Source organism: Spiribacter vilamensis, assembly GCF_004217415.1.
GTDB classification, from domain to species: Bacteria; Pseudomonadota; Gammaproteobacteria; order Nitrococcales; family Nitrococcaceae; genus Spiribacter; species Spiribacter vilamensis.
Window position 1 is genome coordinate 1,689,483 of sequence record NZ_SHLI01000001.1, and the last position, 13,605, is coordinate 1,703,087.

Below are 13,605 nucleotides of genomic sequence, written 5' to 3' on the forward strand. Positions count from 1 at the left end.
CCGATTGCTTTTTCCTGCTATATCGCGACATTTATTTTTTGGTGGCTCTCCGGTTTTTAGGGCCTGCGTGTCGTAAAAAATTCCGCAGACGGCAAGCAGGTTTTGTCTACCTCCCAAAATAATGAAGAAAAGTCGGTCTAAGCAGAAAAGCGTACGTCAGCCGACGTTGAGTTGTTCGTGCGATTTGCGAAAGGACGTAAACCATTTAGCGTCTTTGTGATCTTGGTTCTCGAGGAGCTATCACACACTAATATTCTGAATCTATGTATTCAGTCATCTTCAGGGTCAGTACAAGTCCCGATTTTAACGAAGAACCTTATTGCTCCATCTGATGTATCGGCATCACCTTTCTATAAAATTCGTACCACCGAGGCGAAAGGATTAAAGTAAATAATGAAAACACAGGAATTGACTATTTGTATTGTTAGTCAGATAAGATGCACTTCGGTCTGTTACTCTCTAGCACTAGCTACTAAACTATCATAAACACAGATATATTTTTCCACCATTCTTTCAGGGCCCATCGACTCTGCGACACGCCTTCCCTCAGTACTGAACTTTAACGCGAGATCCGGCGTATCAATCACCTTCGAAATGGCAGTGGCGAGGGCATCAGCGGTTTCAGGCTCAACGAGGAGCCCCGAAACAGAATCGGTAACAATATCGGGTATACCTCCAACCTGCGAGGCAACAATTGGCACTTCAGCCGTCATTGCCTCTAGCAGCACGGAGCCCAGGCCCTCGTGACGGGACGGAAACGCAAATACGTCCAGTGCTCCAAGGTAATCCTCAATAGGAGTGACATGACCCGGAAAGTGGATCCACTTCAGGCCCTGCGCTGCGCGCTCAAGGACCGCCCGATCCTCTCCCTCTCCGAAGAAGACCAACTCTACAGGGTACCCCGCGGCGCGTAGCTGCTCCCCAGCCTGGATAAGGATCGTCTGCCCCTTGTCAGAATCCCTCAACGCACCCGCATTGCCGATCAGGATATTGGCGGGGTCCGTCATCAGGTGGTCTCGTATCGCCGGTGTGGCGCTACGAGTCGGCGTCAGGCCGGAATGGGCGGAAGGTATCAGGAAGACCTCATGTCCCGGACAGAATGACTGCAGCCCGTCTCGTGCTGCCGAGGATATGGCAACGAGGGCGTCCGCCTGGTGATACGCGAGACGCGTGAGAAACCGGTCCTTGGGGGCCTGCTGCATTCGCCGCGTCACAACATATCTGATCCCACGCAGCTTTTTCAGCCACCAGGCCCAGTAAATCCCTCGTCCGTCGTGGACATGGGAGATACCCCAGTTCCCGATGGTCCATGGCCGACGCAGGCACTGGCGAGGAGAGAACGTGACCACCCCTTCAAGATCCAGAGCGGCTTTTGCCAACGGTTCATCGGGATATGCACAGAGCCCTTGTCGGTACCCTCTTGCCGCAAGCTCCCGCATTAGAAGCCAGGTCTGCTGTTCACCACCTCGCCACCCGCGGGCAACGTTGATATGCAAAACACGGGGCGTTGCTTCAGCCACCTTGACGGCTCGCTGGCGCATTCGCATCCAGCCACTTCATGTAATCTGCAACGCCATCAGACACGGATCGGAATGTACCGGTATACCCAGCTGCGCGGAGTGCATTCAGATCGGCCTCCGTGTAGCTCTGATAGGCCCCGCGGAGGTCGTCCGGAAAAGGTATGTATTCAATCCCCCCATAACCGAAATGCCGCGTTACCGCGTTCGCCACCTCATTGAAGCTCTCTGCAGCCCCGGTACCACAGTTGAACACGCCACTGACTTGCGGATGGTCCAGCAACCAGAGATTGACGCTCACGACGTCGTCAACATAGACAAAATCACGCTTTTGTTCGCCGGCACTATAGCCGTCGTACTCGCCGAAAAGCTTGACTGTTGCTCCGGCGTGGAGCTGTCTGTAGTGATGATAGGCGATGCTCGCCATACGTCCCTTATGGGTTTCTCCGGGACCGTATACATTGAAATACCGCAGCCCGGCGATTTGCGAATCCGTTGCTTGCATTTGCCGCTCGACATATCGATCGAATAACGCCTTGGTATAGCCGTAGACATTGAGGGGCCGCTCTTTGCCGATCCGCTCTTTGAAATCCGTACCCATGCCGTAAACGGCTGCCGAGGATGCGTAAATAAATGGAATCTGGTACGCAATCGCGATATCCAGCGCGCCTTTGGAAAACGCGTAATTGTTCTCCATCATGTATCGACCGTTCCATTCGGTCGTGTCGGATGAAGCACCAAGGTGGAAAATGGCATCTACGCCATCGTCACCATTTTCTACCAACCAGTCCAGAAATTCGTCTTGATCCAGGTATTGGTCGATATTCGCATCGCGAATATTGAAGAACTTCTCGCCGCGCTCCAGGTTATCGACAACGACGATATCATCGCGATCGTGGGCATTGAGGCCATGAACGAGGTTGCTCCCAATGAACCCTGCACCTCCGGTTACAACTATCATACCTTCTCCAGAACCGGGCCTTCATACCCGAACGTGTCGATTTCGAACTGACATTTACGACGCACTAACCGGTCGGCTTTCGGTGCTTTACTGAAAAGCTCAGCGACGCTAGGACCTGATTTGGGGCGAATACCTTTTTTCGCAGTCATCCCGGAAAAATTATCCGCCAGACCGGAAAGACCACTGAACTCTTCTTCCAGGGATAGAAGATCCTCGCGGAAGTTTTCATAGCGAATGAAGCGATCGATTACGCATCGATTGCCAATAAAGTACTGCCTGTGATTACGATTCATGAGACGCTTTTTTTCCAGGCACCAGGACTGGAAAGCAGGAAGTTCGCCTTGATCGCGGTTACCCCAGTAGTAAGAGGACACCATATAGTCCCAAGGATTTCTCACGATAGAGACCTTGGTCATTTGCTCCCAGCGTTTTTTACCCAGATGTAATCTGGCTCTCGATGCTGAGCAATGATGATGATACCTAACTACTTCTTTCCCTCTTAATGCGTACCGCAGATCTCGAATTGTTGGACGAACAAAGACTTCAGCCGTCGACTTCTCATAATTCATGGGTCCTGGATAACCGAGCTTTTCTCTTACCTGGTCATCTCCTTCTTTCGGGTCAATAGGCGTTATCACATCACCACTCTGAGCAAACGCCGATAACGCAATCTCGAGGGAACTGCCAGCAGTCTTTCGAGACTTAAGAAAAATAATACCAGGATCATGCAGAACGATCATTTCAAGCCTTTTGCTTTTTGTAGGGATTCGGGCGTCCGGATTCTCTTTTTTCGAAACGGGTGTAGGTCCACAGATACTGCTCCGGCTTTTCCCTCACAACCCCTTCAATCTCCCGATTGAGCGCCGCCGCGGCAACCGCCGGATCCACATCCCCCACCGGCTCCGTCACCTGCCGCCAGTGCAGACGATACCCCGTCCCCCGCTCCAGCCGCTCCGCCCAGCCGATCACCACCGGCACCCCGGTTCGCCCGGCCAGCTTGCCAAACAACGTCATGGTTTTGGCGTCACGGCCAAAGAATGGCGCAAACACGCCCTCACTCGGCGGCGACTGGTCGGGCAGCACACCCACCGCCTCACCCGCTTTAAGCGCTTTGAACAATGCCCGGATGCCCGAGGGCCGCGCCGGCCACAACATCGCACCGCTGCGTGAACGCCCGCGATTGAGCAGCACCTCCAGCTCTTTCCAGCGCGGCGGGCGGTACAGCGAATTGAGACGAACCCGCTGGGCGAGCCACATCTGCAGCATCTCCCACGAACCGTGGTGGGGGGCAATAACCAGCAGCCCGCGTCCCTCGGCGAGTAGCTCGTCGACGACATCAGCGCCTTCCACTTCCCGGATCAGCCCCAGCAACCGGGGCACCGGCCAGTGCCAAATCGCAGCGAGTTCGATGAGTCCTTTGGCGTTCTCGCGCAGCGCTGCCCGTGCCAGGTGCTCGCGCTCGACTTCGGACCAGTCCGGAAAGCAGATATCGGCATTGACGCGTGCGACGCGCCACTCCTCACGCCTCAGGCGCTCGGTCAGCCATCCGACCGCGCTGCCGAGGCGATGCAGGGCAGACAGGGACAGCCGGGAGAGGACTCGGAGGGCGATATCAATCGCCTTCGCCCGCCCGTGCAGGGGAGCGCTGCCGGCGTCGGAAGGAGGGGCCGAGTCAGTCACTCCCGGCGATGGTGTTCGGCCAGTGCCGGATCATCCGGATCGAAGTCACGAATGAAGAACTCCGCCCCGCAATAGTGGCACTTCGCGTGTCCCGTCTTGTGCACCGGCAGATAGACCCGGGGGTGGCTGTTCCAGAGATACATCCCAGGCATCGGGCAGGAGAGCGGGAGGTCGTCCACCGTGATCTCGTAGCGGTTCTCGCTATTGGGTCGGATCAGGTCTTTTCGATCATGCGTCTGTGGATCGGGCACGTCAGTCTCCTCGATTCGGTTCCGCGCCGGCGTTCAGACGACGCGGGTCAGCCAGTCGCCGTGGATCTCCGAACGGCCCTCGACGGCGGCGAAGAAGCGGCTCTGGACGTCGGTGGTAATCGGGCCGCGCCGGCCTTCACCGATCATCCGGTTATCCAGCTCACGGATCGGTGTCACCTCGGCGGCGGTTCCGGTAAAGAAGGCCTCGTCACAGACGTAGACCTCGTCACGGGTGATCCGGCGCTCGCGGACCTCGTAACCTGCCTCGCGGGCGATCGTCATGATGGCATCCCGCGTCACGCCGGCGAGCGCCGAGTGGAGCTCCGGGGTATGGATGACGCCATCCCGCACCATGAATAGGTTCTCGCCGGTGCCCTCGGCCACGAACCCTTCCGGGTCGAGCATCATGGCCTCGTCGTAACCGCAGGCCACCGCTTCCTGGAGCGCCATCATGGAGTTGATGTACTGCCCGTTCGCCTTGGCGCGACACATCGCGATGTTGACGTGGTGACGAGTGAACGAGGAGGTGCGGACCCGAATGCCCCGCTCCATGTTCTCCTCGCCCATGTACGAGCCCCAGCTCCATGCGGCAACGATCAGATGCGTCTGGAGGTTGTCGGCCCGCAGCCCCATGCTCTCGGCCCCGAGAAAGGCCATGGGCCGGATATAGCCACTGTCGAGGCCGTTCTCACGCACGGCGTTGACACAGGCGTCGCGCACCGTCTCCGGCGTCCAGGGGATAGTCATCCCGAGGATCTTCGCCGAGTCGAACAGCCGGCGGATATGCTCCGGCAACCGGAAGATCGCCGGCCCCTGTTGTGTGTTGTAGGCCCGGATCCCCTCGAACACGCCCATACCGTAGTGGAGCGTGTGTGTGAGCACATGCACCTGGGCATCGCGCCAGGGCACCAGCTCGCCGTCCATCCAGATCCAGCCATCCTGCTCGGCCATGCTCATCAGCCGCTCTCCTCAGCGTTCGTGTCCGATCCTGGCTCCATGACCGTGTTCCAGACGTCGATGACCGCTGCACGGGGACCTTCGACGGCCGCCTCGGATACCCGCGCGGACTGCTCCTGGAGGGTTAATCGATGGACCATGCCGCGATATTGACGATAGGCGTCGGCCAGGACTCGGGCTTGTTCGGTGGTTAACTCGCCCGCCCGTTCGAGCTCGTCGAGCAGGCGGATGTTGTCGGTATAACGCAGTATGCCGGGATACTGTTGCACCCCGGCCAACGTGCCGTATTGAACCATGAATTCAATATCCGCGATACCGCCCCGGTCCTGTTTGATGTTGAACTCACCGGCACGGCTCGAGCCCAGTTCACGCCGCATGCGCTCGCGCATCCGCCGGACCTCTTCGCGCAGTTCATCACGTCGACGCGGTCGGGTGAGAACCTCCCGCCGCAGCTGGCTGAAGCCCTCCCGCAGGGACTCGCCGCCGGTCACCATGCGTGCCCGCACCAGCGCCTGGTGCTCCCACGTCCAGGCCCGTCCGCGCTGGTATTCGACGAAGGCGTCGAAGCTGATGGTCAGCAGGCCCGACTGGCCACTGGGCCGTAACCGGGTGTCGACCTCGTAGAGAATGCCGCCCGGTGTCGGGGTGTTGAGGATGTGGATGAAGCGCTGGGCGAGTCGCGAGAAGAACACCGCCGGTTCCACGGCCTTCTCGCCGGTGGTCACCGACCGCGCCGGCACCGGGTCGTGGAGGAAGACCACATCCAGGTCGGAGCCATAACCGAGTTCCAGCGAACCGAGTTTGCCGTAGGCAATCACACCGAAGTCGGCGACCTCGCCATCGCTGCGCAGCGGCTCGCCATAGCGTTGACTCACCTGGCGCCAGGCCAGGTGCAGCACCCGCTGGAGGATCACCTCGGCAATATCCGTCAGGTAGTCACTGACCAGCATGACGGGGATCGCGCCGGCGAGGTCCGCCGCGGCGACCCGAAGCACCTGGGTCTGTTTGAACTGCCGGAGGATCTCCATCTGCCGTTCGAGATCATCGCCGTCGGCACTCGCCATGCGACTGTCGCAGTCCGCCGCCAGCGCCTCGCGGCTCAGGGGCGCGTAGAGCGTGCGCGGATCGAGCAGCTCATCGAGCAGCATGGGGTGCGCCGAGAGATAGCGGGCGATCCAGGGACTGCTGCCCACCAGGCGAACCAGCTGGGAGATGGCCATGGGGTGTTCGTTGAGTAGGGCCAGGTAGGCGGTCCGGCGAACGATCCCGTCGAGCAGCGTCAGCAGCCGGGCCAGCGCCGCATCCGGCGATTCGCAGCCATGGACGGCCGCCATCAGCATCGGCATGAGCCGGTCGAGGCGCTTTCGGCCCTGCTCCGAGAGGGCACGCACCCGCGCCCCGTCGCGGAAACGCTGGATCAGGGTCAGTGCCGCAGCGGGATCCGTGAAATCGGCGAACGAGAGGATCTCGCGACCGGTCACCTCATCCACCGCGTCGTGCCAGATATCGGCGAAATCCGGTTCGTCGGTGACTTCCGCCTCGTCCTCCTGCTGCGGGGCGACGAACACCTGGTCGAAATGCCCCTGAACACGCAGGCGCCAGTTATCCAGTTCGTGGTGGAGCTCGCTCCAGTCCGCCGCGCCCATGGCGAGCACCAGCCGCTCGCGGTCGAGATCGTTGGTGGGCAGATCATGGGCCTGGCGGTCGTACATCGCCTGAATTCGGTTTTCGATCCGGCGCAGATAGCGATAGGCCTCGGTGAGATCGCGCTGGGCATGCTCGGGGATCAGCGCCTGCTCGCAGAGATAGCCGAGGATCGGCTGCAGGCTGCGCTGGCGTAAGGCCGCCTCCTGTCCGCCGCGGATCAGCTGGAACGCCTGGGCAATGAACTCGATTTCGCGGATCCCGCCGCGTCCGAGTTTGACGTTGTCAGAGAGCCGGCGGCGACGGACCTCGCGGGTGATCATCGCTTTCATCGAGCGCAGCGACTCGAGCGCCCCGAAATCGAGGTAACGGCGATAGACGAAGGGCGAGAGCATATCGAGAAGTGCCTGTCCCGAAGCCTGGTCGCCGGCCACCACGCGGGCCTTGATCAGCGCGTAGCGCTCCCACTCGCGCCCCTGGTCGACGAAGTAGAGCTCCATCGCCGGGATGCTCATGGCGAGCGGGCCGCTGTCGCCATACGGGCGCAGCCGCATGTCGACCCGGAAGCACTGCCCGTCGGGCGTTTGTTGATCGAGGGCGGCGATCAGTGAGCGGCCGAGGCGCAGGAAGAACTGCTCGTTGGCCCTCGGCTTGGCAGCATCGGTGAATCCCGGCTCGGGAAAGGCAAAGATCAGATCGATATCCGACGAGAAGTTGAGCTCCTTTCCGCCGAGCTTGCCCATCCCCAGCACGATCATCTGCTGGGCGTTGCCGGCATCGTCCCGGGGGGTGCCGATCTGCTGGCAAAGCCGCGGATAGAGCCAGGCCAGAGCCTCGTCGATCAGGGTATCGGCGATCGCGGAGAGATCCGCGAGCACCTCGTCGAGGTCCGCCCGCGCGGTCAGATCCCGCCAGGCGATGCGCAGCATCTCGCGGGCCCGAAAGCGTCTCAGGACGGAGTGGAATGCAGCCTCGTCATCAACGCCATCGAGGCGTTGCCGAAGACGCTCCCGGAAACCGCCTTCCGGGTAAGCGCGATTCAGGTCACCGCTGTCGCAAAGATCAACCAGGATGCCCATATCACGCACACAGACCCGGGCCGCGAAATCACTCATGGCCCAGACCCGGGGGAGGTCGGCGAGCACGGCATCGTCGCCGGGCAGGGTTACATCGTCCGGGAGTCTCTCCAGCGCGGTGGCGACGGGTGTCGCTAGTGCCTCGGGCAGCGCTGCCAGTGTGTTTCTGAGAGGTTGCGGCGCGGTTTCCATTTCCATTCAGGCAGCTTAAACACCAAAAGGGACCGCCACAATTTCCAGGGTTCGGGACAGGCACGTAACAACCGCCCACAAAAAAGCCCCGCCGAAGCGGGGCCTTGCTGGCAAACCGGCCCGACGGGCGGGCCGGCGGACTGCCGGGGGATGATTACATCATGCCGCCCATGCCGCCCATGCCGTCCATGCCACCCATGCCGGCGCCGCCGCCGTCATCCTTCTCGTCCGGATGGTCGGCGATCATGCACTCCGTGGTGATCATCAGTCCGGCGACTGAAGCGGCGTTCTGCAGGGCCGTCCGCGTGACCTTGGTCGGATCGAGGATACCCATCTCGACCATGTCGCCGTACTGCTCGGTCTGGGCGTTGTAGCCATAGTTGCCCTCACCGGCCTGCACGTTGTTCACAACGACCGAGGAGTCCTCGCCGCAGTTGTAAACGATCTGGCGCAGCGGCTCCTGCAGGGCCCGGCGAACGATGCCCACGCCCACGTCCTGGTCGTGGTTGTCGCCGGTCAGGTCCTTGAGACCCTTGAGCGAGCGCAGCAGCGCAACGCCGCCACCGGGCACGATGCCCTCTTCCACGGCGGCACGGGTCGCGTGCAGCGCGTCCTCGACGCGGGCCTTCTTCTCCTTCATCTCCATCTCGGAGCCGGCACCGACCTTGATCACGGCGACGCCGCCGGCGAGCTTGGCAACCCGCTCCTGGAGCTTCTCGCGATCGTAGTCGCTGCTGGAATCCTCGATCTGGGCACGGATCTGATCGACGCGCGCCTTGATCTCGTCAGCGCGGCCCCCGCCATTGACAACGGTGCTCTCTTCCTTCGAGACGTTGATCTTCTTCGCGGTACCCAGGTCTTCGAGGGTCGCCTTCTCGAGGGTCAGACCGACCTCTTCGGAGATGACCGTGCCGCCGGTCAGTACGGCGATGTCCTGCAGCATGGCCTTGCGGCGATCACCGAAGCCGGGCGCCTTCACGGCGGCGACCTTGACGATGCCGCGCATGCTGTTGACCACCAGCGTGGCCAGCGCCTCGCCCTCGATGTCCTCGGCAATGATCAGCAGCGGACGGCTCGACTTGGCGACGCTCTCCAGCAGCGGCAGAAGCTCGCGGATGTTGGAGATCTTCTTGTCGCAGATGAGGATGTAGGGATCCTCGAGCTCGGCGGCCATGCTCTGCTGATTGTTGATGAAGTAGGGGCTGAGGTAGCCACGGTCGAACTGCATGCCCTCGACGACGTCGAGCTCATTGTCCAGGCCGCTGCCCTCTTCGACCGTGATCACGCCTTCCTTGCCCACCTTCTTCATGGCGTCGGCGATAATCTTGCCGACTTCCTTATCGGAGTTGGCGGAGATTGCACCGACCTGCGCGATCGCGGTGTCGGTCTCGCAAGGCTTGGACAGGCTGTGGAGCTCCTTGACCGCGGCTTCAACGCCCTGATCGAGGCCCCGCTTGAGATCCATCGGGTTCATGCCGGCGGCGACCGCCTTCATGCCCTCGTGAACGATCGCCTGGGCGAGCACGGTTGCGGTGGTGGTGCCGTCGCCGGCGGCGTCGGAGGTCTGCGAGGAGACTTCCTTGACCATCTGCGCGCCCATGTTCTCGAACTTGTCCTTGAGCTCGATCTCCTTGGCGACGGACACACCGTCCTTCGTCACCGTCGGTGCACCGAAGGATTTCTCGAGCACAACGTTGCGGCCGCGCGGGCCGAGGGTCGCCTTGACCGCACTCGCCAGCGTGTTAACGCCTGCGACCATGCGGTGGCGGGCATCATCACCAAAACGTACGTCTTTAGCTGCCATTCTTTATTTCCTCTTGATTCTGTTGCTGTCGTGATGGGTGGCGATGATCAGGCGTTCAGCCCTCGATCACTGCCATGACGTCGTCTTCACGCATGACGAGGACGTCTTCCTCACCGACCTTGACTTCGGTTCCGGAGAATTTGCCGAACAGCACCTTGTCGCCGACGTTGACGTCAAGGCTGCGAACCTCACCGTTGTCGAGGCGCTTGCCGCTGCCAACGGCAACCACCTCACCGCGAATCGGCTTCTCGGCCGCGGTATCGGGGATGACGATGCCCCCGGGGGTGGTGCGCTCTTCTTCCAGACGTTTTACGACCACGCGATCGTGTAGCGGGCGAAGATTCATTGATTGATCTCCCTAGGGTTGATTGTTGTTGGTCCCAAGATGCCTTGTTAGCACTCGGCGTTGATGAGTGCTAATGATAGAGACGAAAGACGTCCCGTCAAGACCTTTCGGTGAGGTGGAGGCAGCAGTGCTAGGATTCAAGGGCTGATATGGCAATCATCAACCAAGGGGTTTGCATGACCCGAGGACCGATTAAGCGAGTGATGACAGGGATCGGCCTGTGGCTGATCATTGCACTCGCACCGGCGGCCGCCCAATCCAGCCTCAGCGACCTGTTCGGGGGTAACGGATCGGATACCGCCACGCTGCCAGTGGCGGAGGCCTTCGCCATCGACTTCGAATCGGACGGCGCCGAGGGGCCGTCGATCCGCATCGACATCGCCGATGGTTACTATCTCTATCGCGACAGCGTCACGATCCGGCGCGCGGGCGACGACAGCAATGGCTCGGCGCTGACGCTGGACTTCCCCGAGGCCCAGACCCACGTCGACGAATTCTTCGGCCGTCAGCCGATCTATAAACGGCCCGTCGATCTGCCGATCGGCAGCGAAAACGGGCTCGATGCATCGACACCCATCGCCATCACCTTCCAGGGCTGCTCCGAGGCCGGCGTCTGCTATCCGCCCTACCGGGTGACGGGCAGCGCCGACGATGCCTCGCTGGACTACTCCATCAATGCGCAGGGGGCACGCCTCGAGGCCAGCGAAACGGATGGGTCGGCTTCGGCACGGCCCACGGATCCATCCGCATCGGACACGCCTGCCGCCAGCGCGGGCGCAGGCGCCGGTGGCGGCGAGGCCGGACGTCTCGAGGGCCTGTTACAGAATGCGAGCCTGCCGGCCATCCTCGCCGGTTTCTTCGCCGCCGGGCTCTTGCTGGCCTTCACCGCCTGTCTCTACCCGATGATCCCCATCCTCTCCGGGCTGATTGCCGGTGACCCCCACCGCAGTGGCAGCCTGCGTGCGCTGCTTCTGTCGCTGGTCTATATCGAATCCACCGCCATTACCTACGCGCTTGCCGGTGTCGCGGCCGGTATGACCGGCTCCGCGGTGCAGGCGGACCTGCAGTCACCCTGGGTGCTGGGGAGTTTCGCCGCGGTGTTCGTCATCCTCGCGCTGGGGATGTTCGGCGCCTTCGAGCTGCGGCTGCCCGGCGCCGTGCAGACGCGCCTGACGCTGCTCTCCAATCGACAGAAAGGCGGAACGGCGATCGGCGTCGCGCTGATGGGCGTACTCTCGACGCTGATCGTTGGCGCCTGCTCGGGGCCGGCGCTGATCGCCGCCCTGGTATTCATCGGCAGCACGGGGGATGCCTGGCTGGGCGGGCTCGCGCTGTTCACGCTTGCCAATGGCATGGGCCTGCCGCTGCTGCTCATCGGCACGGCGGCCGGTCGCTGGCTGCCCCGGAGCGGCCCGTGGATGAATGGCGTCCGCGCCCTGTTCGGGGTGGGCTTCCTGGCGGTGGCACTGTGGACGCTGGAGCGCTTCCTGCCGGGCACCATCACCCTGGCGCTCTGGGGGTTGCTACTGATCGGCTGCGGCGTCTGGCTGGGCGGCATGGACCGCCCCGATACCGGCAGCGGCAATCACCAACGCGCCGCCCGAACGCTCGGACTGGCGGCACTGATCTGGGGTGCCGTCAGCCTGGTTGGCGCCTCCGCCGGTGGCGGCGATGTCCTGCGCCCGCTGGGTGACCTGTCGCTGTCGGGCGACGAGACCAGCGAAAGCCGGGCGATGGCATTCCGCGATATCGACACCGTGGCCGATCTCGATACGGCGCTTGCCGACGCCCGGGCCGCGGGCCGACCCGTGATGGTTGATATCTATGCCGACTGGTGCGTCTATTGCGTCCAGCTCGAGGAGCGCACCTTCACCGATCCGTCGGTGCAGGAGGCCGTGGCCAATGCCGTGTTGCTGCGGGCCGACGTTACCGACATGACCCCCGAACACCGGTCCCTGATGAGCCGGCTGGACGTCTATCTGCCGCCAGCAGTGATCTTCTACGGCCCGGGCGGCGACGAGCGGCGGGACGAACGCGTGGTCGGGTTCCTGCGCCCGGAGCCGTTCATTGACCGCGCGCGCCAGGGGCTTGGCGAGGCGGCCTCGTGAGTGGCGGCGTTCGCATCGCACTGACGGTCCTCTTTGCCGCCGTGATCGGTGCCGGCGGCGGCATCCTGGCGGTCCTCTGGCTACAGGACTCGTCCTCCGCGGAGACACTCCGCCCCGATTTCACGCTCGAGACACTCACGGATGGCCCGCGCAGTATCGGCGAGTGGGACGGGCAGGTTGTCGTACTCAACTTCTGGGCGACCTGGTGTGCACCCTGTCGCCGGGAGATCCCGCTGTTCTCGCGCCTGCAGAGCGACTACCGGGACAACGGCGTGCGCTTTCTGGGCGTTGCCATTGATGACCCGGGGGCGATTCGGGATTTCCTGGACACCGTCGACATGAATTACCCGAGTTTCTACGGCATGGAGGGCGCGATCGACGTGGCGGCCGACTATGGCAACCCCCGCGGCACGCTGCCCTATACCGTGGTGATCGATCGCGATGGCGTTATCGTGGAGCGCTTCAGCGGCGAGATCCATGAACCGGATCTGCGGCCACTGCTGAGTAAACTCGTCAACAGACAGGGCTGATCTGCACCGATCCCGCGGCGATCAGCGCCGACAATGGACAAAAAACGGTGACTGGGCCAGAATCAGGGTTTGTCTTGAGGGATGAGTGCCTGTAATGACGCGATTACTGGTTCTCCACGGTCCGAATCTCAACATGCTCGGCGTACGCGAGCCATCGATCTATGGTTCGTCGGGTCTCGATGCCATCAACGAACGCCTCGCGAAGCGCGCCGCGACCGCCGGCATCGATATCGAGTGCTTCCAGTCCAATGCCGAGCATGCCCTGGTCGACCGGATCCAGGCGGCGCCGGCGGCCGGCGTGGACGGGATCATCATCAATCCCGCCGCATTCACGCACACCAGCGTCGCCCTGCGCGACGCCCTGCTGGCGGTGGGCACTCCCTTCATCGAGGTACATCTGTCCAACATTCACGCCCGCGAGCCCTTCCGTCAGCACTCCTACCTGTCGGATATTGCCAGCGGCGTGATCGCGGGGCTGGGGCCGATCGGTTACGAGTTCGCCCTCAGCGCCCTGCTTGAAACCACCCAACGGAACTGAA

Annotated in this window: 12 protein-coding genes; 3 read left to right on the top strand and 9 right to left on the bottom strand. The window is 61.9% G+C overall.

Annotated elements, in window-relative coordinates:
* Window positions 1-452 precede the first annotated feature (452 nt).
* The 9 genes from EV698_RS10470 to EV698_RS08505 all read right to left on the bottom strand — a co-directional run bounded on the left by EV698_RS10470 (window position 453) and on the right by EV698_RS08505 (window position 10,428).
* Window positions 453-1,547: a glycosyltransferase family 4 protein gene (locus EV698_RS10470; protein WP_130503643.1), complete on the bottom strand. Its 1,095-nt coding sequence runs from the start codon at window positions 1,545-1,547 to the stop codon at window positions 453-455.
* A complete protein-coding gene (rfaD, locus tag EV698_RS08470) occupies window positions 1,513-2,478 on the bottom strand; it encodes an ADP-glyceromanno-heptose 6-epimerase (protein WP_130503644.1) in 966 nt (321 codons plus the stop codon). The genes EV698_RS10470 and rfaD overlap by 35 nt, the downstream gene beginning before the upstream one ends.
* Complete coding sequence (locus EV698_RS08475) at window positions 2,475-3,218, bottom strand: hypothetical protein (RefSeq protein WP_130503645.1); 744 nt, start codon at window positions 3,216-3,218, stop codon at window positions 2,475-2,477. The genes rfaD and EV698_RS08475 overlap by 4 nt, the downstream gene beginning before the upstream one ends.
* A gap of 1 nt (window position 3,219) precedes the next feature.
* Entirely contained in the window at window positions 3,220-4,158 is a 939-nt protein-coding gene (locus tag EV698_RS08480; protein WP_239016243.1) for a lysophospholipid acyltransferase family protein, read from the bottom strand.
* Window positions 4,155-4,409, bottom strand: a complete 255-nt coding sequence (locus tag EV698_RS08485) for a zinc-finger domain-containing protein (RefSeq protein ID WP_130503646.1) — start codon at window positions 4,407-4,409, stop codon at window positions 4,155-4,157. Before EV698_RS08485 ends, EV698_RS08480 begins: the two co-directional genes overlap by 4 nt.
* A 33-nt stretch (window positions 4,410-4,442) precedes the next feature.
* Window positions 4,443-5,366 (bottom strand): branched-chain amino acid transaminase, encoded by a 924-nt coding sequence (locus EV698_RS08490; protein WP_130503647.1) that lies wholly within the window; start codon window positions 5,364-5,366, stop codon window positions 4,443-4,445.
* On the bottom strand, window positions 5,366-8,278 hold the full coding sequence (gene glnE / locus EV698_RS08495) for a bifunctional [glutamate--ammonia ligase]-adenylyl-L-tyrosine phosphorylase/[glutamate--ammonia-ligase] adenylyltransferase (RefSeq protein WP_420853049.1): 2,913 nt from the start codon (window positions 8,276-8,278) through the stop codon (window positions 5,366-5,368). The genes EV698_RS08490 and glnE overlap by 1 nt, the downstream gene beginning before the upstream one ends.
* Window positions 8,279-8,432: 154 nt before the next feature.
* Window positions 8,433-10,082, bottom strand: coding sequence for a chaperonin GroEL (gene groL / locus EV698_RS08500; RefSeq protein ID WP_130503649.1), 1,650 nt, complete (start codon window positions 10,080-10,082; stop codon window positions 8,433-8,435).
* A gap of 55 nt (window positions 10,083-10,137) precedes the next feature.
* Window positions 10,138-10,428: a co-chaperone GroES gene (locus tag EV698_RS08505; protein ID WP_130503650.1), complete on the bottom strand. Its 291-nt coding sequence runs from the start codon at window positions 10,426-10,428 to the stop codon at window positions 10,138-10,140.
* A 203-nt stretch (window positions 10,429-10,631) separates the two neighbouring features.
* Between EV698_RS08505 and dsbD the strand changes: the two genes are divergently transcribed.
* The 3 genes from dsbD (at window position 10,632) to aroQ (ending at window position 13,604) form a co-directional block, all read left to right on the top strand.
* Entirely contained in the window at window positions 10,632-12,536 is a 1,905-nt protein-coding gene (dsbD, locus tag EV698_RS08510) for a protein-disulfide reductase DsbD (RefSeq protein ID WP_239016285.1), read from the top strand.
* A complete protein-coding gene (locus tag EV698_RS08515; RefSeq protein WP_130503652.1) occupies window positions 12,533-13,066 on the top strand; it encodes a TlpA family protein disulfide reductase in 534 nt (177 codons plus the stop codon). Before dsbD ends, EV698_RS08515 begins: the two co-directional genes overlap by 4 nt.
* Before the next feature lie 94 nt (window positions 13,067-13,160).
* Window positions 13,161-13,604 carry a type II 3-dehydroquinate dehydratase gene (aroQ, locus tag EV698_RS08520; RefSeq protein WP_130503653.1) on the top strand — a complete coding sequence of 148 codons (444 nt, stop codon included), beginning with the start codon at window positions 13,161-13,163 and terminating at the stop codon, window positions 13,602-13,604.
* The last annotated feature ends 1 nt before the right edge of the window (window position 13,605 follow it).

Excerpts from the sequence above, each read along its gene's own strand:
- dsbD (WP_239016285.1), top strand. The coding sequence starts at position 10,632 with ATGACAGGGATCGGCCTGTGGCTGATCATTGCACTCGCACCGGCGGCC.
- groL (WP_130503649.1), bottom strand. The coding sequence starts at position 10,082 with ATGGCAGCTAAAGACGTACGTTTTGGTGATGATGCCCGCCACCGCATG.
- EV698_RS08475 (WP_130503645.1), bottom strand. The coding sequence starts at position 3,218 with ATGATCGTTCTGCATGATCCTGGTATTATTTTTCTTAAGTCTCGAAAG.
- glnE (WP_420853049.1), bottom strand. The coding sequence starts at position 8,278 with ATGGAAACCGCGCCGCAACCTCTCAGAAACACACTGGCAGCGCTGCCC.
- EV698_RS10470 (WP_130503643.1), bottom strand. The coding sequence starts at position 1,547 with ATGCGAATGCGCCAGCGAGCCGTCAAGGTGGCTGAAGCAACGCCCCGT.
- rfaD (WP_130503644.1), bottom strand. The coding sequence starts at position 2,478 with ATGATAGTTGTAACCGGAGGTGCAGGGTTCATTGGGAGCAACCTCGTT.
- EV698_RS08505 (WP_130503650.1), bottom strand. The coding sequence starts at position 10,428 with ATGAATCTTCGCCCGCTACACGATCGCGTGGTCGTAAAACGTCTGGAA.
- aroQ (WP_130503653.1), top strand. The coding sequence starts at position 13,161 with ATGACGCGATTACTGGTTCTCCACGGTCCGAATCTCAACATGCTCGGC.
- EV698_RS08490 (WP_130503647.1), bottom strand. The coding sequence starts at position 5,366 with ATGAGCATGGCCGAGCAGGATGGCTGGATCTGGATGGACGGCGAGCTG.